19 protein-coding genes and 1 CRISPR repeat array are annotated in these 19,731 nt (G+C 57.1%); of the genes, 16 read left to right on the forward strand and 3 right to left on the reverse strand.

Translation table 11 applies throughout. The features are described from left to right. Positions 1–936, reverse strand: a complete 936-nt coding sequence (locus tag EGO56_RS05715; RefSeq protein WP_135907944.1) for a formate/nitrite transporter family protein — start codon at positions 934–936, stop codon at positions 1–3. Positions 937–1,178: 242 nt separating this feature from the next. Between EGO56_RS05715 and ccmA the strand changes: the two genes are divergently transcribed. From ccmA to mlaA, 10 genes are all read left to right on the forward strand, one after another. Further along, positions 1,179–1,796 (forward strand): cytochrome c biogenesis heme-transporting ATPase CcmA, encoded by a 618-nt coding sequence (gene ccmA / locus EGO56_RS05720; RefSeq protein WP_135910530.1) that lies wholly within the window; start codon positions 1,179–1,181, stop codon positions 1,794–1,796. Continuing rightward, the gene (gene ccmB / locus EGO56_RS05725; protein WP_135907946.1) at positions 1,796–2,455 is read left to right on the forward strand and encodes a heme exporter protein CcmB; all 660 of its coding nucleotides are present in this window, start codon (positions 1,796–1,798) and stop codon (positions 2,453–2,455) included. The genes ccmA and ccmB overlap by 1 nt, the downstream gene beginning before the upstream one ends. Before the next feature lie 67 nt (positions 2,456–2,522). Further along, positions 2,523–3,263, forward strand: coding sequence for a heme ABC transporter permease (locus EGO56_RS05730; RefSeq protein ID WP_033783760.1), 741 nt, complete (start codon positions 2,523–2,525; stop codon positions 3,261–3,263). Beyond that, complete coding sequence (ccmD, locus tag EGO56_RS05735) at positions 3,260–3,493, forward strand: heme exporter protein CcmD (RefSeq protein WP_013358623.1); 234 nt, start codon at positions 3,260–3,262, stop codon at positions 3,491–3,493. Before EGO56_RS05730 ends, ccmD begins: the two co-directional genes overlap by 4 nt. After that, the gene (gene ccmE / locus EGO56_RS05740; protein WP_013358622.1) at positions 3,490–3,975 is read left to right on the forward strand and encodes a cytochrome c maturation protein CcmE; all 486 of its coding nucleotides are present in this window, start codon (positions 3,490–3,492) and stop codon (positions 3,973–3,975) included. The genes ccmD and ccmE overlap by 4 nt, the downstream gene beginning before the upstream one ends. Further along, the gene (locus tag EGO56_RS05745) at positions 3,972–5,930 is read left to right on the forward strand and encodes a heme lyase CcmF/NrfE family subunit (protein WP_135907948.1); all 1,959 of its coding nucleotides are present in this window, start codon (positions 3,972–3,974) and stop codon (positions 5,928–5,930) included. The genes ccmE and EGO56_RS05745 overlap by 4 nt, the downstream gene beginning before the upstream one ends. Then, positions 5,927–6,484: a DsbE family thiol:disulfide interchange protein gene (locus tag EGO56_RS05750; protein ID WP_013358620.1), complete on the forward strand. Its 558-nt coding sequence runs from the start codon at positions 5,927–5,929 to the stop codon at positions 6,482–6,484. Before EGO56_RS05745 ends, EGO56_RS05750 begins: the two co-directional genes overlap by 4 nt. Continuing rightward, complete coding sequence (locus EGO56_RS05755) at positions 6,481–6,933, forward strand: cytochrome c-type biogenesis protein (RefSeq protein WP_185948872.1); 453 nt, start codon at positions 6,481–6,483, stop codon at positions 6,931–6,933. The genes EGO56_RS05750 and EGO56_RS05755 overlap by 4 nt, the downstream gene beginning before the upstream one ends. Next, positions 6,933–8,144: a c-type cytochrome biogenesis protein CcmI gene (gene ccmI / locus EGO56_RS05760; protein WP_135907964.1), complete on the forward strand. Its 1,212-nt coding sequence runs from the start codon at positions 6,933–6,935 to the stop codon at positions 8,142–8,144. The genes EGO56_RS05755 and ccmI overlap by 1 nt, the downstream gene beginning before the upstream one ends. Positions 8,145–8,292: 148 nt before the next feature. Continuing rightward, entirely contained in the window at positions 8,293–9,057 is a 765-nt protein-coding gene (gene mlaA / locus EGO56_RS05765; RefSeq protein WP_013358617.1) for a phospholipid-binding lipoprotein MlaA, read from the forward strand. A 347-nt stretch (positions 9,058–9,404) separates the two neighbouring features. Continuing rightward, positions 9,405–10,470: direct repeats of the CRISPR family, unit length 29 nt; unit sequence GTGTTCCCCGCGCGAGCGGGGATAAACCG. A gap of 248 nt (positions 10,471–10,718) precedes the next feature. On the opposite strand, the gene fadL is transcribed toward mlaA, so the two are convergent. Beyond that, complete coding sequence (fadL, locus tag EGO56_RS05770) at positions 10,719–12,002, reverse strand: long-chain fatty acid transporter FadL (protein ID WP_013358616.1); 1,284 nt, start codon at positions 12,000–12,002, stop codon at positions 10,719–10,721. A 358-nt stretch (positions 12,003–12,360) separates the two neighbouring features. Between fadL and EGO56_RS05775 the strand changes: the two genes are divergently transcribed. The 4 genes from EGO56_RS05775 (at position 12,361) to sixA (ending at position 16,929) form a co-directional block, all read left to right on the forward strand. Continuing rightward, on the forward strand, positions 12,361–12,657 hold the full coding sequence (locus tag EGO56_RS05775; RefSeq protein WP_081093852.1) for a YfcZ/YiiS family protein: 297 nt from the start codon (positions 12,361–12,363) through the stop codon (positions 12,655–12,657). 158 nt (positions 12,658–12,815) lie between these two features. Further along, positions 12,816–14,126, forward strand: coding sequence for an acetyl-CoA C-acyltransferase FadI (gene fadI, locus EGO56_RS05780; protein WP_135907965.1), 1,311 nt, complete (start codon positions 12,816–12,818; stop codon positions 14,124–14,126). After that, on the forward strand, positions 14,126–16,222 hold the full coding sequence (fadJ, locus tag EGO56_RS05785; RefSeq protein ID WP_135907967.1) for a fatty acid oxidation complex subunit alpha FadJ: 2,097 nt from the start codon (positions 14,126–14,128) through the stop codon (positions 16,220–16,222). Before fadI ends, fadJ begins: the two co-directional genes overlap by 1 nt. Positions 16,223–16,446: 224 nt before the next feature. Continuing rightward, positions 16,447–16,929, forward strand: a complete 483-nt coding sequence (gene sixA, locus EGO56_RS05790; protein WP_013358611.1) for a phosphohistidine phosphatase SixA — start codon at positions 16,447–16,449, stop codon at positions 16,927–16,929. A gap of 28 nt (positions 16,930–16,957) precedes the next feature. Here sixA and smrB read toward each other — a convergent pair whose 3' ends face one another. Beyond that, positions 16,958–17,506, reverse strand: a complete 549-nt coding sequence (smrB, locus tag EGO56_RS05795; RefSeq protein ID WP_013358610.1) for an endonuclease SmrB — start codon at positions 17,504–17,506, stop codon at positions 16,958–16,960. Positions 17,507–17,665: 159 nt separating this feature from the next. On the opposite strand from smrB, the gene prmB reads away from it, so the two are divergent. Beyond that, positions 17,666–18,598 carry a 50S ribosomal protein L3 N(5)-glutamine methyltransferase gene (prmB, locus tag EGO56_RS05800; protein WP_033783751.1) on the forward strand — a complete coding sequence of 311 codons (933 nt, stop codon included), beginning with the start codon at positions 17,666–17,668 and terminating at the stop codon, positions 18,596–18,598. Positions 18,599–18,643: 45 nt separating this feature from the next. After that, on the forward strand, positions 18,644–19,729 hold the full coding sequence (aroC, locus tag EGO56_RS05805; protein ID WP_013358608.1) for a chorismate synthase: 1,086 nt from the start codon (positions 18,644–18,646) through the stop codon (positions 19,727–19,729). The last annotated feature ends 2 nt before the right edge of the window (positions 19,730–19,731 follow it).

The following is a 19,731-nucleotide window of genomic DNA, read 5'->3' on the forward strand; positions in this document are numbered from 1 at the left end:
CTACTCCGTGCCTTCCTGCTCTTCGCGCTGGCGGCGTTTCTCCTGCTTGCGCTTTTCAGCTTTCGCTTTCGCTACCGCCGCCTCACTCATGTCATTACGGATCTGCGCGTGGCTGATCAGGGCAAAAATCAGAGTGCCGCCGGTAATGTTGCCGAGCAGCGTCGGCAGGGCAAACGGCCACAAAAATTCATGCCAGCTGATGCTGCCGTTAAATACCAGATAGAGCACTTCGACCGAGCCCACCACGATATGCGCCAGATCGCCCAGCGCAACCAGCCAGGTCATCATCACAATGACCAGCAGTTTAGCGCCGCCCGCAGAGGGGAACATCCAGACCATGGTGGCGATAATCCAGCCGGAAATCACCGCATTGGCAAACATCTCGCCAGGGGTATGTTCCATCACCTTCATACTGATATTGGTAAAGGCCTGACGGGTTGCATCGTCAAATATCGGCATCTCATTGAACGCCAGCGCACCCAGCGCGGTGCCAATCAGGTTACCCAGCAACACAATGCCCCACAAACGTAACAGCAGACCCGCATTGCTCCAGGTCGGTTTGTGCATCACCGGTAAGACGGCGGTAACGGTGTTTTCGGTAAAGAGCTGCTGGCGCGCCATAATGACGATAACAAAACCAAAGGTGTAACCGAGGTTTTCCAGCAGAAACGCACCCGGTACGCCATCAAGATGCACCTGAAATATTCCCTTAGCCATCAGCGAGGCGCCCATAGACAGGCCTGCCGCGATAGCTGACCAGAGCAGCGCCATACCGTCGCGCTCCAGCTCCTTTTCACCATCCTGACGAATCTCTTCATGGATCGCCGCAGCGCGTGAGGGTAATGCCTCCTCATCGACTTCGATGTCAGTGCCCTTGTCCTTCTCTTCGCTCTCTACGTCGTTAGGACCCTGTTCATTACCTGATGAAGGCTTCATATTTTCTCCTGGTGATAGTGCTGTAGCGTAATAAGCGTAGCCGTTTTTTATTTGCTGATAATGTAACGACCAGTGCGAATAAGCGTAACAACGTTTTTCGGAACTGCATTTTTATTCAGACTTCCGTCGATACCGCACGAATAAGCTACTGGCAGCGAAACTGAGCGTTGGCTCACACTTCGGCCCACAGCAACATTGTGGTAATATCCCGGCCACTTTTAGCTGGTGCGATTCCCCCCTCGATGCTGGAAATCATTACGCTTACTTGTGCATACGACGAACGATCGCTGTTCCGGCGGCTCTCTTTTCGCGTCTCTGCTGGTGACATTGTGCAGATTGAAGGCCCCAACGGTGCCGGAAAGACCTCGTTATTGCGCCTGCTGGCGGGTCTGAGCCGTCCGGAAGAGGGTGAAATACGCTGGCAGCAGCAGCCGATCCTGCGACAGCGTGAAACCTGGCATCAGGCGATGCTCTATCTTGGCCACCATCCAGGTGTCAAAGGCGTGCTCACGCCGCTGGAAAATCTGCGCTTCTACCATCCCGATTGCACTGATGCGCAGATCTTTGCAGCACTCGAAAGTGTCGACCTTACGGGCGATGAAGAGGTGCCGGTCAGCCGCTTGTCGGCAGGTCAGCAGCGTCGGGTGGCGCTGGCGCGGCTGTGGCTCAGTCAGGCCCGTATCTGGATCCTCGACGAGCCGCTGACCGCCATCGACAAAGCGGGTATTGAAAAATTAATGGCGCAATTCGCCTGGCATGCCGATAACGGCGGTGCAGTGATCCTCACGACCCATCAGGATTTACCTGCGGATGCGGCGCGGGTGCGTAAAATTCGCCTTGGCGACGTGGAGGCAGAGTGATGCTGTTTCGCCTCATCCAGCGTGAATTGCGCATTGCCTTTCGCGGCGGTGCAGATGTGGTCAATCCGCTCTGGTTTTTCCTGATTGTCATCACCCTGTTTCCCTTGGGCATCGGACCGGACCCGCAACAGCTGGCGCGCATTGCGCCGGGCGTTGCCTGGGTTGCCGCACTGCTGGCGTCGCTGCTGGCGCTGGAACGGCTGTTTCGCGATGACTTCAGTGATGGCTCGCTGGAGCAACTGGTACTGCAGCCGACGCCACTGCCGGTAACGGTCATAGGCAAAGTGGTGGCGCACTGGCTGGTCACCGGCGTGCCGCTGATCATTCTGTCGCCACTGGCCGCGCTGCTGCTGTCGCTGGATTTTAATGGCTGGCGGGCGATGGCCCTGACGCTGCTGCTCGGCACGCCAACGCTGAGTTTTCTCGGTGCGATTGGCGTGGGTCTGACGGTGGGGTTGCGACGCGGCGGTGTGCTGCTGAGCCTGCTGGTGCTGCCGCTGGCGATTCCGGTATTGATCTTCGCCAGTGCGGCGATGGAGGCGGCCAGTCAGGGATTGCCGATTGGTGGTTATCTGGCGATTCTCGGCGCGATGCTGCTGGGCAGCGCCACGCTCGCGCCGTTTGCCACGGCAGCGGCGCTACGCATTACTTTGCAGTAACCTGCTTGTATCCACCGCGCGTAAAAGACGCGGCAATACTCTTTTATCGTTAATGTGAGCATCTGATATGTGGAAAGCGTTACATCAGCTGGCCAGGCCCGAACGGCTTTATCAATTTTCGGGGCGACTTGTGCCCTGGTTTGCCGTTGCAGGGCTGGCATCGTTGCTGCTGGGCTGGGTCTGGGGATTCGGATTTGCCCCTGCTGACTATCAGCAGGGCGACAGTTTTCGCATCATGTATATCCATGTACCCGCCGCGATGTGGTCGATGGGCATCTATGCCTCCATGGCTATCGCCGCCTTTACTGGTCTGGTGTGGCAGATGAAGATGGCCGATCTGGTCTCAGCCGCCATGGCTCCCGTAGGCGCGGTTTTTACCTTTATTGCGCTGGTCACCGGTTCCGCATGGGGCAAGCCGATGTGGGGCACCTGGTGGATCTGGGATGCGCGTCTGACGTCGGAGCTGGTGCTGCTGTTCCTCTATATGGGCGTGATCGCGCTTTATCACGCATTTGATGACCGCCGCACCGCAGGCCGGGCCGCCGGGATTCTGATTCTGGTTGGCGTGGTCAATCTGCCCATCATTCACTTCTCGGTGCAGTGGTGGAATACTCTGCATCAGGGCTCGTCAGGCATTCTTCAGCAGGCGATTGCGCCAGTAATGCGCACGCCGCTGCGCTGGTCGATCCTCGGTTATCTGCTGCTGTTTATCACGCTGACCCTGATGCGGCTGCGCAATCTGATTCTGTTAACCGAGCGTCATCGTCCCTGGGCGATTGATGTGGCGAAGCGGGGAGAGCAGGCATGACCCCGGCATTTACCTCGTGGCACGCCTTCTTTGCGATGGGCGGTTATGCCTTTTACGTCTGGCTGGCGGTTGCCTGCACGTTGCTTCCGCTTATCGGTCTGACGCTGCATACCCTGTTGCTGCGCCGCCGCCTGCTGGCTGAGATCCGCCAGCGTGATGCGCGGGAACGTCGCATCCGGGCGGCGAAAACGAAAAAAGCCGCGGCTGAAGCGGCAGGAGAGACACTGTGAATATCCGTCGACGCAACCGCCTCTATGCGGCAGTGGCGATCCTGCTCGGCCTTGGCCTTGCCACCGCGCTGGTCATGTATGCGCTGCGCTCAAACATCGATCTGTTCTATACCCCGGGTGAAATTCTCTACGGCAAAGGCGAGGCGCACGAGAAGCCTGAAGCGGGCCAGCGACTGCGCGTCGGTGGCATGGTGATGCCCGGCAGCGTCCGGCGCGATCCCAATACGCTGGCGGTATCCTTCAAACTTTATGATGCACGCGGCGTGGTCAGCGTCAGTTTTGAAGGCATCCTGCCGGATCTGTTCCGGGAAGGGCAGGGCGTTGTCGCACAGGGCGTGCTGACGACGGGCAACCAGGTTATCGCCAAGGAAGTGCTGGCGAAACATGATGAGAAATACACGCCGCCGGAAATTGAAGACGCGATGAAGAGTAATCACACCGGCCCGCAGTCGCTCTATCAGGCGGGAAATAAATCATCATGATGCCCGAAATCGGAACCTTTCTGCTCTGCCTGGCGCTGGGGCTTTCCCTGTTGCTGAGCAGCTATCCGCTGTGGGGCGCAGTACGTCAGGATGCCCGTCTGATGGCGATGGCGCGTCCGCTGGCCTGCGGCCTGTTTGTCTGCATCGCAGCGGCGTTTGCGCTGCTGGTCTGGGCCTTTATCAGCAACGATTTTACCGTTGCCTATGTCGTCACGAACTCCAACAGCCTGCTGCCGGTCTACTATCGCATCGCCGCCACCTGGGGCGCACACGAAGGTTCACTGCTGCTGTGGGTGCTGCTGCTCAGCACCTGGACACTGGCGGTAGCGATCTTCAGCCGAGGGATGCCGCAGGATGCGCTGGCCCGCGTGCTGGCCGTCATGGGAATGATCAACCTCGGCTTCCTGCTGTTTATCCTGCTGACCTCCAATCCGTTTGGCCGCACGCTGCCGGACTTCCCGATAGACGGGCACGACCTGAATCCGATGCTGCAGGATATTGGCCTGATCTTTCATCCGCCGCTGCTCTATATGGGCTATGTCGGCTTTTCAGTGGCGTTTGCCTATGCCATCGCCTCACTGATGGCCGGACGGCTCGATACCGCCTGGGCGCGCTGGTCGCGTCCCTGGACGACGGCGGCCTGGGTCTTTCTGACCATCGGGATTGTCCTTGGATCTGCCTGGGCCTATTACGAACTGGGCTGGGGCGGCTGGTGGTTTTGGGACCCGGTTGAAAATGCTTCGTTTATGCCATGGCTGGCGGGCACCGCCCTGATGCACTCGCTGGCGGTGACCGAAAAGCGCGGCACCTTTAAGGCCTGGACCGTGCTGCTGGCGATTACGGCGTTTTCGCTGAGCCTGCTCGGGACGTTCCTGGTGCGATCCGGCGTGCTGGTGTCGGTGCACTCCTTTGCCTCCGATCCGGCGCGCGGCATGTTTATCCTCGCATTTCTGGTGATTGTCATCGGCAGTTCACTGCTGCTCTACGCCATTAAAGGCGGGCAGGTGCGTGGCCGGGTTCAGAATGAAACCTGGTCGCGGGAATCGTTCCTGCTGGGTAATAACGTGCTGCTGATTGCCGCGATGCTGGTGGTGCTGCTCGGCACGCTATTGCCGCTGGTGCACAAGCAGCTGGGCCTGGGCAGCATTTCGGTCGGTGAACCCTTCTTCAACACCATGTTCAGCTGGCTGATGGCACCGTTTGCGCTGCTGATGGGGATTGGGCCGCTGGTGCGCTGGCGTCGCGATGAACCGCAGAAGCTGACAAAACGGCTGGCGCTGGCGCTGATGGTGACTCTGGCCTGTTCCGTGATCATTCCGTGGTGGCTGCAGGATCGTATTGAAGCGATGACGGTGGTTGGTCTGCTGATGTCACTCTGGATTATCGTGCTGACGCTGCTGGAACTGCATGAGCGCGCCACCCATCGTCATCCGTTCTTTTCGGGTTTACGTCATCTGTCGCGCAGCCACTGGGGCATGGTGCTGGGCCATCTGGGCGTGGGTGTCACGGTGATTGGCATTGCGTTCAGCACGCAGTACAGCGTCGAACGCGATGTGCGGATGAAGGCGGGCGATAGCGTCGATATTCATCATTATCACTTTGTCTTCCGTGGCGTGCAGAATCTGCAGGGGCCTAACTACAGCGGCGGCATGGGCATCATTGATGTCACGCGCAATGGCAAACATGAAGCGACGCTGCAGGCGGAAAAACGCTTTTATACCGCCGCCCGCACCATGATGACCGAAGCGGCGATCGATGGCGGTTTCAGCCGCGATCTCTACGCGGCGCTGGGCGAAGAGCTGGAGGATGGCGGCTGGGCCGTTCGCATCTACTACAAACCCTTTGTCCGCTGGATCTGGTTCGGTGGCGCGCTGATGGCGGTGGGCGGGCTGTTCTGCCTGTTTGATCCCCGTTACCGTTCGCGCAAAAAAGCAGAAACGGAGGTGCGGACATGAACAAGAAAATCCTGTTTATTCCCCTGATGCTGTTTCTGCTGCTGGCGGCTGCGCTGCTGTGGCAGCTGACGCGCAATGCCGATGGCGACGATCCGACCCGTCTGGAATCGGCCCTGATTGGCAAACCGGTGCCGCTGTTCCGGCTGGAAGCACTGGATCAGCCGGGCAAAACTTATGATCAGCGCGTGCTGACGGATGGCAAACCGATATTGCTCAACGTCTGGGCGACCTGGTGTCCGACCTGCCGCGCTGAACATCACTATCTGAATACGCTGGCAGAGCAGGGCATTCGTGTCGTCGGGCTGAACTATAAAGACGATCGTCAAAAGGCGGTTAACTGGCTGAATACGCTGGGTAATCCGTATGCGCTGAGCCTCTACGATGGCAACGGCATGCTGGGACTGGATCTCGGCGTTTATGGCGCGCCGGAAACTTTCCTGATCGACGGTAAAGGGATCATCCGTTATCGCCATGCGGGCGATCTGAATGCGCGCGTCTGGGAGCAGGAAGTGAAACCCTTGTGGATGAAATACAGTGCGGAGGCGGGATCATGAGAATGCTGTTACTGCTCTGCGGCCTGCTGATCAGCATTAACCTGTGGGCAAGCATCGACACGCTGCAATTTGACTCGGAGGCCCAGGAAGAACAGTACCGCGACCTGACTGCGTCACTGCGCTGTCCGAAATGCCAGAACAACAGCATTGCCGATTCGAATGCGATGATTGCCGCCGATATGCGGCTGAAAGTCTATCAGCTGATGAAGCAGGGCCAGAGTCGCCAGCAGATTATCGACTACATGGTGGCGCGCTACGGCAACTTCGTCAGCTATTCGCCACCGGTCACGCCTTCAACCCTTATTCTGTGGGCGGGTCCGGCGCTGTTTGCGCTGCTGGGTGGCGTGGTAATCATCCTGCGCAGCCGTCAGCGCAAAACCCGCAGTGAGCTGGATGAAAATGAGCAACAGCGTCTTAATGCGCTACTGAAGTCAGACAGGAAGCCGTAATGAGTGCATTCTGGATTACCCTTTTTCTGTTACTGCTGGCGGTCTGCACGCTGTTTCTGGCCGCAGGCTGGCGGCAGCGTCAGGCCAGCGCAGGCGATCGCGATCGCCTTAATCAGCGTTTCTACCATCAGCGGATAGATGAGCTGGCGCAGGATGAAGCGCAGGGCGTCGTTGCTGAGCGTCCGCTGATGGAACGGGAGCTACAGCAGACGCTACTGGCAGATATCCCGCCGGCACAGACGCTGCAGTCACACAGCAGCAGCCGCTGGATTCTGCTGCCAGGCCTGATTGTGCTGGTTGCGGTTTCGCTGGGAACTTATCTGAAAACCGGTGGCCTGGCACAATTCACCGGCTGGATGCAGGTGCAGCAGGCATATCCTGAGCTGCGTGCCCGCCTGATGGATCCCGGCGCAAAACCGCTGAGTATGGAGGAGCTGGCGCGTTTACAGCTCGGATTGCGTACCGCGTTGCAAACCGAACCGGATAATCTGGCCGACTGGACGATGCTGGGACGGCTCGGCATGGTGCTGAATAATGCGGAGATGGCCAGCCAGGCCTTTGAGCGTGCACTTCAGCTTTCGCCCAACGATCTGGCGCTCAAGCAGGATTATGCAGAGGTGCTGACAAGATCCTCCGATCCGCAGGATAACCGTCAGGCATCACTGCTGCTGCAATCATTGCTTAAAGTGGATCCGCAAAACCCGCGGACGCTGAGCCTGCTGGCGTATAACGCTTACGGTCAGCAGCACTACGATCAGGCTATCGATGCATGGCAGACCCTGCTGGGTCTGTTGCCTGCCGGTGATTCGCGACACGCGATGATCGCCCGCAGCATTGAAAAGGCCCGGAGTGATGCGGGGCAGCAGAGTCGTCAGCTGGCGCTGACAGTGACGCTGACGCCAGAGGCAGAAAAAATGTTACCTCAGGACGGAGTGTTGTATATTTCGGTTTCTGACGGGGATTCACCGGTACCGGTGGCGGTTAAGCGTATGCCGCTCAGCCACTTCCCGCTGTCGCTGACGCTGGATGACAGCGATGCCATGATGCCGGATCGCCTGCTTTCGGCGCAGCATCAGGTTGAGGTTCGGGTGCGGATTTCCCGCGATGGCAGCGCCAATCCGCAGCCGGGTGACTGGCTGGGTCTGAGCGCGGTGATGCCCTGGGATGGCCATCAGCCGATCGCGGTGGAGATCAATAAGCAGCTACCCTGAACGTCAAAATTGATAACGTTAAAAATGATGCGTGCCATTGCCTGCTGCCTCTGGCACAAAGTCAGCTATGCTCATCGGATAAGCCGATACGACAGGGCGATGACCTGAACGATGGGCTGACCTTTTTCATCCGCACAGGGAGATTGGAATGAATTATCGCCTGACCAGCCTGGCTATGGCCAGCGTCCTTCTGGTGGGTTGTGCCAGTTCAAAGCCGGCGAATAGCGATCCTGCGCAGCGCAGCGATCCATTCGAAGGCTTTAACCGCACGATGTTTAACTTTAACTACAACGTGCTGGATCCGTACGTGCTTCGTCCGGTCGCTGTCGCATGGCGTGATTATGTGCCGGTCCCGGCACGTACCGGCCTGAGCAATTTCCTCGGCAACCTGGAAGAGCCAGCCAGTATGGTCAACGCCATTCTGGTCGGTAACGGACGTGATGCGGGCATTCACTTCACCCGTTTCTTCCTGAACAGCGTGCTGGGGCTGGGCGGTTTCATCGACGTTGCTGGTAAAGCCAACCCGGAACTGGCGCGTGAAGAGCCGCATCGTTTCGGTACCACGCTGGGTCACTATGGCGTCGGCTACGGGCCTTATGTTGAACTGCCTGCTTACGGCAGCTTCACGGTTCGTCAGGATGGCGGCGACTATGTTGATACGCTCTATCCGATCCTCGGCTGGCTGACCTGGCCGATGTCGATTGGTAAATGGACGCTGGAAGGTATCGAGACCCGCGCTCAGTTGCTGGATTCTGATGCCATCCTGAAACAGCAGAGCGATCCATACGCCTTTATCCGTAACGCCTACTTCCAGCGGCACGACTTCCTGGCGCGTGGCGGTAAGCTCAAGCCGGAAGACAATCCTAACGCAGCCGCGATTCAGGATGACCTGAAGGATATCGATTCGCAGTAATGTCACGGTCCGTAAAAGGGCGCGACACAAATTTGTTGCTAACGTCTGCCCCGGTCTGCTGTAAGACCGGGGCAGAACAGAGTACAGGTTCAGCCTTTCCCTGACCGCCCGATTCTCGTTATTCATGCTACGGGACGGTTCTTTCCTCTGCCTTACTTCTGACTTTATCCGTAACAACCTTTCCAGTTTGAGACTGCTATTAACCTTCTGTCTTCCAGTATGAGCGTATTTTTTCGACAGATTTGGTGTCAGAGATTAACTGTTTATAGGGGCCAGATGCGGATGTAAAATTCAGTGGAATTTTCTGGTATGAAAAAGCGCTTTGTAATCAGTTGGATAAATTTAGAGTGTTCCCCGCGCGAGCGGGGATAAACCGCCATGAGACCTTCTGATCTTCTACTCGATTTTGTGTTCCCCGCGCGAGCGGGGATAAACCGTTCTTGTGCATAAAGAGCATTGTGATAAGTAGGTGTTCCCCGCGCGAGCGGGGATAAACCGCTTAGCTACACATCTGCTTATCGCTACGGCCCGTGTTCCCCGCGCGAGCGGGGATAAACCGTTGCCCACTATCGTCGCAGCCACGGCCCTAATGTGTTCCCCGCGCGAGCGGGGATAAACCGCTATTTCAGCCGCTGTCAGGTAGGACATAGCTGTGTTCCCCGCGCGAGCGGGGATAAACCGGCCAGCGGAAACAGCGGTGGTGGCTCACAGCAGTGTTCCCCGCGCGAGCGGGGATAAACCGTAACGCATTCTCCAACCAGTTATGGACGTAAAGTGTTCCCCGCGCGAGCGGGGATAAACCGCGACATTAATCACGCGCTCAGAAACAGCGATGGTGTTCCCCGCGCGAGCGGGGATAAACCGCATTAGTCCAAAATTTTATGGACACTCTCAGCGTGTTCCCCGCGCGAGCGGGGATAAACCGCGAGGAACGAACAGCTGGATCGAGGAAGCGTAGTGTTCCCCGCGCGAGCGGGGATAAACCGGCTGATGTGGGAGTGAAATTCATTCAAAAAACGTGTTCCCCGCGCGAGCGGGGATAAACCGAGAGGACACCGCCTCTCCGGCTGTCATGCTCCGTGTTCCCCGCGCGAGCGGGGATAAACCGATATGAGCGCACAAGAAGTCGCGCGTTTTGTTGTGTTCCCCGCGCGAGCGTGGATAAACCGGAGGCAGCGCCGGACGCTCCCCGGCTACGCCGGTGTTCCCCGCGCGAGCGGGGATAAACCGCCTCAGCCTGGCGGTCGCCACTTATCAGGCAGGTGTTCCCCGCGCGAGCGGGGATAAACCGGTTGGCAGTATATCGGCGCGTTTCTGGTTAGTGTGTTCCCCGCGCGAGCGGGGATAAACCGACGGCACGATGGATGTTGAATTTACTGGCGAAGTGTTCCCCGCGTGAGCGGGGATAAACCGTTGTTGGCATCAGCCAGCGCAACTATGCCTATATGTTCCCCACGCAAGCCGCGATAAACCTGTAATGGGAGAGTCCGGGAAAGGTGAGGATAAATCTTCTATCTGCGAGCGTTGATAAACTATGGTGAAGAAAGGCGTCGGGGAGTGAGAATCTCTGAAACTCCGGCACCTGCCGGGAATAAGCCGGAATTGGTGAGCAGTCTGAAGGCGACTCACCTGAGTCGCCTTTTTTTAATCTCGTCCCTCGGTCAGAACTTGTAGTTAAAGTTCGCGCCGTAAAGCCAGGCCTTACCTTCAGAGGTAAAGGTATAAGGACCTTCTTTCACCGTCACTTTCTGGCCATGCATATAAGAGATGCCCAAATCGACCGAGGCATCATCGTTAAAGGCATACGATGTACCAGCACTCAGCCATAAACGATCCTGGTCCGGAATAGAGATAGAACGCTTGTCAGCTGGTACCGGGCTATCATCAAACGCGATACCGGTGCGGAAAGTCCAGTTCTTGTCGTAGGAATAGGTGGTGCCCAGGGCAATGCGGTAAGCATCGCGGAAGCTTTCATCTTTATAGAACAGCGTCTGGCCATTTGAACCCGTGGCTTTCAGTTCCTGGAACTGGCTCCAGCTGGTATATGCCATGCTGTAGTGAACCGCCCACTGCGGAGCCACTTTATGCCAGCCCGATACTTCCCACATTTCTGGCAGATTCAGGGTTAATGCACCTGGAACGGTGGTGCCGTTGGTGCCAAACGGCACGCCTGATACTTCCGGGTTATTCACCGCATTCAGCCGGGATGAGAGGCTGCTCTTGTAATCACCATCAAAGTCGACTTTCACTTCGGAACGATAGGTAAAGCCGAAGCGGTTATTTTCATCCACTTCATACAGAATACCGGCGTTCCAGCCATATCCCCACTCATCGCCTTTCAGATGGGCAACCTGCGTATCAGCCGGAACGCCCAGTCTTGCACCAGACTCACCGGCATAGCGTTCAATTTTGGCTTTCGCATAAACCGCATCAAAACCGACGCCAAAACTAAAATGTTCATTTAAGCGGTACGCGGTGCTGAGATTAAAATTGCCGGTTACCAGATCGGTTTTACCGCCGTACCCCCCCGCGGTGTAACCATTATTAAACTCTGTTGCTAAGCCATAGTTAGAGGTTGCAGACGCGCCGATCCACCACTGATCGTTGATGGGCTGAACATAATGAATATTTGGGACCCACTGATTCGGGGCAATATTATTAGCATCCAGGCTGCGTCCGCTGGGACTGCGACCACTGATATTGACGTCTGGCGCAATATAAACCGCACCGATAGAAAATTCCGGACGATCCATCAACGCCATCGTCGCCGGGTTACGGCTGGCTGATGCCGCCGTATCACCCATTGCCCCTTCGCCTGAATATGCGCGACCTAAACCAATTGTAGAAAACTCATTTAACTGAAATCCAGCTGCGTAAACGTGTGAAGAGACAAGCGCCACTGCAGCCGCCACGGCTGACTTTGCAAACAGGTTTTTATGGTTCATGACCACAACCTCATGTGAATTATTATTTAACGCTATAACGTCGCGTAACAAAGGACGGCGGATTGTAGGGACTGATGTAAAACGCACATATCAGACCAGTGCGGAGAGTATAGGTCCGACCTGTGTGCATGTTGCAATATTGTTTTTAAAATATTTCAGGGTTGATCGCTTAAAATTCGATCTGCATAACAAAACTACCCTGATTCTGCACAGCATACCGATTCCAGTTTGTTCTGGATCAATTTTTATTGTGATATTCGTCACTTAGCGCCGTGTACATGGCACATCTTTACGCGAGCAGGTAAAATTTCGGCCATAAAATCGCTCAACCCACCAGATCGCTGGTCAGGAGAATGAAATGACTGATGCCATTAAAAAATGCAGTGCGACCGAAACAGCAGCCTGTTGTTGTGTTGATGTGGGTACGGTGATGGATAATACCGATTGCACCGCCAGCTGGTCGGAGTGGTTTGCTCAGCGTGCCGATGCGGAAGCCAAATTAGCGCTTCTCACCGAACGTGCACGTGAAGTTGAATCGGAACCCTGTGTGATTGAGTCGCGCTTCAGTGAAGTGGATCAGGGTGTGCAGCTGGATATCGATTTTACTTTCAGCTGCCAGGCTGAAACGATGATTTTTCAGCTCGGTTTGCGTTAAGTCTCATAACGCCGCGTTAATGCGGCGTTTTTCATTTTCGTGTCTCCCTTCGCACTTTTTCCTTTCCGGTATTGGCGGCTCACCCGCTTGTGGTTAACACTGATCAGGTCAGACCTCTTCAGGCAATGATGCCACAGTCCCAGCCACAGGTGAGAACAATGAGCAAAGCGCAGCCGCTGCTGACGCGTGATGGTGAACGCATCGCAATAACCCACGGGTTACGCACCCCTTTTTTGCGCCAGGCGACCGGCTTTCATGGCATTCCCGCCATTGAGCTGGGGCGGATGGTGGTCAGCGAATTAATGGCGCGCAGTGAACTGCCGGCTGAGGTGATCGAGCAACTGGTCTTTGGTCAGGTGGTGCAGATGCCGGAAGCGCCGAACATTGCGCGTGAAATTGTACTGAGCAGCGGTCTTGACGTGCACATCGATGCCTATAGCGTCAGCCGTGCCTGCGCCACCAGTTTCCAGGCGGTAGCGAATGTGGCAGAAAGTCTGCTGGCTGGCACGATTTCTGCGGGCATTGCCGGAGGTGCAGACTCCTCATCAGTACTGCCAATCGGCGTCAGTAAAACACTGGCCCGCGCGCTGGTGGATCTCAATAAAGCCCGCAGCCTTGGGCAAAAACTGCACATCCTTAAACGTCTGCGTCCGCGCGATCTGCTGCCTGTGCCACCCGCGGTGGCAGAATATTCGACCGGCCTGCGCATGGGTGACACCGCCGAGCAGATGGCAAAGAGTCATGGCATCACCCGTGAGGCACAGGATGCGCTGGCGCTGCGATCTCATCAGCATGCCGCCCGCGCCTGGCAATCCGGGGTACTCAATCAGGAAGTGATGGCAGCCTTTGTGCCGCCGTGGAAAGCCGCTATCGACCAGGACAATAACGTCCGCATGAATGCCAGAGCGGAAGATTACGCCCGCTTGCGCCCGGCGTTTGATCGTCAGCACGGCAGCGTCACGGCGGCCAACAGCACGCCACTCACCGACGGCGCGGCCGCCGTGATTCTGATGCGCGAAGGCCGCGCCCGTGAACTCGGTGTCACGCCGCTGGGCTATCTGCGTAGCTACGCGTTTACCGCGATTAGTGTACAGCAGGATATGCTGCTGGGTCCGGCGTACTCCTCCCCAATAGCGCTGGATCGCGCCGGGATTACGCTGGCCGATCTGACGCTAATCGATATGCACGAAGCGTTTGCGGCCCAGACGCTGAGCAATCTGCAACTGTTTCGCGACGAGCGCTTTGCCCGTGAGGTGCTGAATCGTCCGCATGCGCTGGGCGAAGTGAATGAAGAGCGCTTTAACGTGCTGGGCGGTTCAATCGCCTATGGTCATCCTTTTGCCGCCACGGGCGCGCGCATGATCACCCAGACGCTGAATGAATTACGCCGTCGCGGTGGCGGGTTAGGACTGGTCACGGCGTGTGCGGCGGGCGGTCTGGGTGCGGCAATGGTTCTGGAGGCCGAATAATGGAGCAGAATGCGTTTCACCTGAAGATGCGACTGGATCACGTTGGCATCATTACAATCGATGTCCCTGGCGAGAAGATGAACACCCTGAAAGCAGAATTTGCCGGGCAAATTACCGCCATCATTGCGGAGGCGCGACGCGATCCTCAGCTGGCAGGCCTGGTGCTGATTTCTGGCAAAGCGGACAGTTTTATCGCGGGCGCCGACATCAGCATGATTGATCGCTGTCAGAGCGCGCAGGAAGCCGAAGCGCTGGCAAAACAGGGGCAGGAAGTGATGGCCATGCTTGATGCGCTGCCATTCCCGGTAGTGGCCGCAATCCATGGTGCCTGCCTGGGCGGCGGGCTGGAACTGGCGCTGGCCTGCGATGCGCGCATCTGCTCGCTTGATGATAAAACCCGTCTCGGATTACCGGAAGTTCAACTCGGCTTACTGCCCGGTTCCGGTGGCACTCAGCGACTGCCGCGGTTAATTGGCGTGCAGCAGGCGCTGCCGCTGATTCTGACCGGCAAAACGCTGCGGGCGAAACAGGCACGTAAGCTGGGGGTGGTTGATGACGCGGTGCCTCAGGCGATTCTGCTGGAGACGGCTATCGCACGGGTGAAAAAGGGCAAGGTCAGCGGACGCACGCTGCCGCTGCGCGACCGTCTGCTGCACGGTCCGGTGGGCCGTCAGGCGCTGTTTGCGCTTGCGACCCGGCAGACTGCAGCCAAAACCCACGGTAACTATCCGGCGGCAAACCGCATTATTAAGGTAGTACGCATCGGACTGGAGCAGGGTAGCCGGGCCGGACATGATGCTGAAGCGCGTGCCTTCGGTGAACTGGCGATGACGCCGGAATCTGTTGCTTTGCGCGGGATCTTTTTCGCGACCACGGCCATGAAGAAGGAGCGGGGCGGTGAGGCGGAACCCGCTGCGGTGAAGCGTGTCGCGATTCTCGGCGGCGGTCTGATGGGTGGTGGCATCGCCAGCGTCACCGCAATCAATGCCGGGTTGCCGGTGCGCATCAAAGATATCAGCCTGGAAGGCGTTAACCATGCGCTGAAAACCAGCTGGGAACTGCTGAGCAAAAAGGTTAAACGGCGTCAGCTCACTCCGGCACAGCGTCAGCAGCAGATGGCCCGCATCACGGGCGGCATCGATTATCAGGGTTTCTCACAGCGCGATGTGGTGATCGAAGCCGTGTTCGAAGATTTAGCACTCAAACAGCAGATGGTCAGCGAAGTGGAAGCCCACTGTCAGCCGCATACGCTGTTTGCTTCTAACACCTCTTCGCTGCCGATTGAAGAGATTGCCGCCAAAGCACAGCGCCCGGAGAACGTCATCGGGCTGCACTACTTCAGCCCGGTCGATAAAATGCCGCTGGTGGAAGTGATTCCCCATCTGAACACCTCCACCGCAACGGTGGTGACGATTGTGGCGCTGGCGCGCAGCCAGGGCAAAACGCCGATAGTGGTGGCGGACAAGCCAGGTTTCTATGTTAACCGCATCCTGACACCTTATATAAATGAAGCGATGCGTTGCCTGCTGGAGGGCGAGCCGATTGACCATATCGATCGGGCGCTGGTGAAGGCTGGTTTTCCGGTCGGTCCGATTCAGCTGCTGGATGAGATAGGCATCGACGTCGGCAGCAAAATCAGTCCCATCCTGCATCAGGCTTATGGTGAACGCTTTGCCGCGCCCGCTGCATTTGATGCGGTGCTGAAAGATGGCCGCAAGGGACGTAAAAACAGCAAAGGCTTTTATCGCTATGACCAGCCGCGCTGGCAGCGAAAAAAACCTGACGCTTCACTGTATACGTTGCTGAAAGTCACGCCGCAGGCCAGACAGAGCGAAGCGCAGATTGCGGAACGCTGCATGATGATGATGCTGAATGAGGCGGCCCGCTGCCTCGATGAGCAGGTCATTCGCTGTGCCCGCGATGGCGATATCGGTGCGGTGTTTGGTATCGGCTTTCCGCCTTTCCTGGGGGGGCCGTTCCACTATATGGACAAACTGGGTGCGGCGGAGGTGGTCAACCGATTAACCCGCCTCATGCAGCAGCATGGCGAGCGATTTACGCCCTGCGAAGCGCTGGTTGAGGCGGCCACAAAGTAGACGAAATTTTACATTTATGCTGTAAATGGAATAACCAATCCGATTCAGCGGGTTAGAAAAGCGCCGCCAGAGTGTGCGGCGCAGCATGATTCTGAGAAGCGCTTATTTAATAAACAACCGGTTGACTATACTGAAGCCATTAGGGTAAAACACAGCGTTCATTCGCAGAGTGAAGAGTCAGGCGCCAGGCGTCGGGCGATGTCGACAAACAACAGCGGTGCTTTATGCAAGTTTTTATCATGCGTCACGGCGATGCGGCTCTGGAAGCAGCTAGTGATTCAGTCAGGCCTTTAACCTTATGTGGCTGCAATGAATCACGCCAGATGGCCAACTGGCTCAACAGCCAGACGCCGGACATAGAGCGTGTCCTGGTGAGTCCCTATTTACGCGCGCAGCAAACTCTCGCGACCGTGCGTGAAGCTTTTCCACTGCCGGAAAACCAGGATGTTCTGCCGGAGTTAACGCCGGGCGGCGATCCGGAAATGGTCGGGTGCTATCTGCAGACCCTGGCAAATGAAGGCGTGAAATCGGCGCTGGTGATCTCTCACTTACCGCTGGTGGGGTATTTAGTCTCTGAACTGTGCCCGCAGGAAGCACCCCCTATGTTTGCCACTTCCGCTATTGCCTGCGTGGAATTCGATCCAGCACAGCATGCCGGTAAACTCCTGTGGCAGGTCAGTCCCAAAAAGCTGGCGAAAGCGATCTGACGTCTGTGGGCCGATCCTCCGGCCCCTTTCACGGCAACTCAGGCGGTTGCCACTCCTCAATCTCAATCAAAACCAGCAGTGCGGCATCACCGCCAAACAGCTTCGGTGCCTGGTGAAAAGCCATCACCCACGGGTGCTGGGCCAGCCATAGCGGCGTCTGCTGCTTCAGGATATGCTTTCCATGACCGGTCATGACGCTGGCGCAGAACAGATGTTCACGGCGGCAGGCGGCGATCAGTGCGCCCAGTTCCTGCTTGGCCTGCTGCTGCGTTAAGCCATGCAGATCGAGGAAAATTTCCGGCGTATAGTCGCCACGACGCAGTTTTTTCAGCTCAAAGTGGCTGACATCGGCGCGCACATAACGGGTGGCGCCTTCGGTGGAGAGCAGCGGCTGAAACTCATCCGAAAAGTAATGGCTGTTGTCCGCCTGCTCTGAAAGCAGACGTTTTACCGGCAGTTCGCGGGTTTTAACCGGTAATTTATGCACGAAAGTATCTTGTTTCAACTGACGCGTGCCAGTCATCAACTGTCGGAACAGCGCCTGGTCATCCGGGCTTAAGGGTGTTTTTTTACTCATGACGGGTCAGTTATCTAAGAAAAGTCTGCTACACAGCATAGGCGATACCTTACCGATTAATGTCATTAAATGTCAGCTTTTTCACCTTGCTGCGCTGAATTCTCCCCGGCTTCATGGCACACTACTGGCCGATTTAGCAAAAGGCCTGCGGAGGGCTACGTGGACAAAATTTTCGTCGATGAGGCAGTGAACGAACTGCACACCATTCAGGACATGCTGCGCTGGGCGGTAAGCCGCTTTTCCGCTGCCGGAATCTGGTACGGACATGGCACAGACAATCCCTGGGACGAAGCCGTTCAACTGGTCCTGCCGTCACTCTGGCTGCCGCTGGATATTCCTGAAGATATGCGCAGTGCGCGTCTCACCGCCAGCGAACGTCTGCTGATCGTTGAGCGTGTCATTCGTCGCGTTAACGAGCGTATTCCTGTCGCCTATCTGACCAATAAAGCCTGGTTCTGCGGGCACGAATTCTTTGTCGATGAGCGCGTGCTGGTACCGCGTTCACCGATTGGCGAGCTGATTGAGAACCGCTTTGCCGGTCTGGTCAGCACACCGCCGCGTCACATTCTGGATATGTGTACCGGCAGCGGCTGTATCGCAATTGCCTGCGCCTATGCCTTCCCGGAAGCCGAAGTGGACGCCGTGGATATCTCCACCGGTGCGCTGGCGGTAGCCGAACAGAACATTGAAGAGCATGGACTCATCCACCAGGTGACGCCGATTCGTGCTGACCTGTTCCGCGAACTGCCACAGCTGAAATATGATCTGATCGTCACCAATCCGCCATACGTTGATGCGGAAGATATGGACGATCTGCCGAACGAATATCGTCACGAGCCGGAGCTGGGCCTGGCGGCTGGCAGCGACGGCCTGAAGCTGGTGCGCCGCATTCTGGCCTGCGCGCCCGACTATCTTAGCGAGCAGGGCGTACTGGTCTGCGAAGTGGGCAACAGCATGGTGCACATGATCGAGCAGTATCCCGATGTGCCCTTTACCTGGCTGGAATTCGACAACGGCGGCGACGGCGTTTTCACGCTGACGCGCCAGCAAATTGTCGACGCACAACACCATTTCTCTTTTTACAAAGACTAAAAGTGGGGCGAAGCCTCGCCCGCCGAACTCTGACAAGGAAACAGCATGGCCGGAAACAGCATCGGGCAATTTTTTCGAGTAACGACCTTTGGCGAGTCCCACGGTCTGGCACTGGGCTGTATCGTTGACGGTGTGCCGCCAGGCATCCCGCTGACCGAAGCAGATATTCAGCATGACCTCGATCGCCGCCGTCCTGGCACGTCGCGCTATACCACGCAGCGCCGCGAGCCGGATCAGGTGAAAATTTTGTCCGGTGTCTTTGAGGGTGTGACCACCGGCACCTCGATCGGCCTGCTGATTGAGAACACCGATCAGCGCTCGCAGGATTACGGTGCCATCAAAGATCTCTTCCGTCCGGGCCATGCTGATTACACCTACGAGCAGAAATATGGTCAGCGCGACTATCGTGGCGGCGGCCGCTCATCGGCGCGTGAAACCGCGATGCGCGTGGCGGCTGGTGCGATTGCCAAAAAATATCTGCAGATGAAACACGGTGTCGTGGTACGTGGCTATCTGTCGCAGATTGGTGATGTCGCCTGTGAGCTGAAAGACTGGAGCATCGTGGAAGAGAACCCGTTCTTCTGCCCGGATGCCGACAAGCTCGAGGCGCTGGATGAACTGATGCGCGGCCTGAAAAAAGAGGGCGACTCCATCGGTGCCAAAGTCACGGTTATGGCAGACAACGTGCCGCCAGGCCTGGGCGAGCCGGTCTTTGACCGACTGGACGCCGATCTGGCGCACGCGCTGATGAGTATCAACGCGGTGAAAGGCGTCGAAATTGGCGACGGCTTTGCGGTGGTTAACCAGCGCGGCAGTCAGCATCGTGACGAGATCCGCCACGACGGTTTCCAGAGCAACCACGCCGGCGGCATTCTGGGCGGCATCAGCAGCGGGCAGACCATCAGCGCTAATCTGGCGATGAAACCGACCTCCAGCATCACCGTGCCAGGTAAAACCATTACCCGCGACGGCGAAGAGGTGGAGATGATCACCAAAGGTCGCCACGATCCCTGCGTCGGGATCCGCGCTGTGCCGATCGCCGAAGCGATGATGGCGATCGTCCTGATGGATCATCTGCTGCGCCAGCGGGCGCAGAACGGTGACGTCAACAGCTCTGTACCGCGCTGGTGATG

The sequence above is a fragment of the Pantoea vagans genome, from assembly GCF_004792415.1.
Classification (GTDB): domain Bacteria; phylum Pseudomonadota; class Gammaproteobacteria; order Enterobacterales; family Enterobacteriaceae; genus Pantoea; species Pantoea vagans.

Coding starts and splice junctions, on each gene's coding strand:
- EGO56_RS05755 (WP_185948872.1), top strand. CDS start 6,481: ATGAGAATGCTGTTACTGCTCTGCGGCCTGCTGATCAGCATTAACCTG.
- fadJ (WP_135907967.1), top strand. CDS start 14,126: ATGGAGCAGAATGCGTTTCACCTGAAGATGCGACTGGATCACGTTGGC.
- mlaA (WP_013358617.1), top strand. CDS start 8,293: ATGAATTATCGCCTGACCAGCCTGGCTATGGCCAGCGTCCTTCTGGTG.
- ccmD (WP_013358623.1), top strand. CDS start 3,260: ATGACCCCGGCATTTACCTCGTGGCACGCCTTCTTTGCGATGGGCGGT.
- ccmA (WP_135910530.1), top strand. CDS start 1,179: ATGCTGGAAATCATTACGCTTACTTGTGCATACGACGAACGATCGCTG.
- EGO56_RS05750 (WP_013358620.1), top strand. CDS start 5,927: ATGAACAAGAAAATCCTGTTTATTCCCCTGATGCTGTTTCTGCTGCTG.
- EGO56_RS05775 (WP_081093852.1), top strand. CDS start 12,361: ATGACTGATGCCATTAAAAAATGCAGTGCGACCGAAACAGCAGCCTGT.
- EGO56_RS05715 (WP_135907944.1), bottom strand. CDS start 936: ATGAAGCCTTCATCAGGTAATGAACAGGGTCCTAACGACGTAGAGAGC.
- fadI (WP_135907965.1), top strand. CDS start 12,816: ATGAGCAAAGCGCAGCCGCTGCTGACGCGTGATGGTGAACGCATCGCA.
- aroC (WP_013358608.1), top strand. CDS start 18,644: ATGGCCGGAAACAGCATCGGGCAATTTTTTCGAGTAACGACCTTTGGC.
- EGO56_RS05730 (WP_033783760.1), top strand. CDS start 2,523: ATGTGGAAAGCGTTACATCAGCTGGCCAGGCCCGAACGGCTTTATCAA.
- EGO56_RS05745 (WP_135907948.1), top strand. CDS start 3,972: ATGATGCCCGAAATCGGAACCTTTCTGCTCTGCCTGGCGCTGGGGCTT.
- ccmI (WP_135907964.1), top strand. CDS start 6,933: ATGAGTGCATTCTGGATTACCCTTTTTCTGTTACTGCTGGCGGTCTGC.
- sixA (WP_013358611.1), top strand. CDS start 16,447: ATGCAAGTTTTTATCATGCGTCACGGCGATGCGGCTCTGGAAGCAGCT.
- ccmB (WP_135907946.1), top strand. CDS start 1,796: ATGCTGTTTCGCCTCATCCAGCGTGAATTGCGCATTGCCTTTCGCGGC.
- smrB (WP_013358610.1), bottom strand. CDS start 17,506: ATGAGTAAAAAAACACCCTTAAGCCCGGATGACCAGGCGCTGTTCCGA.
- fadL (WP_013358616.1), bottom strand. CDS start 12,002: ATGAACCATAAAAACCTGTTTGCAAAGTCAGCCGTGGCGGCTGCAGTG.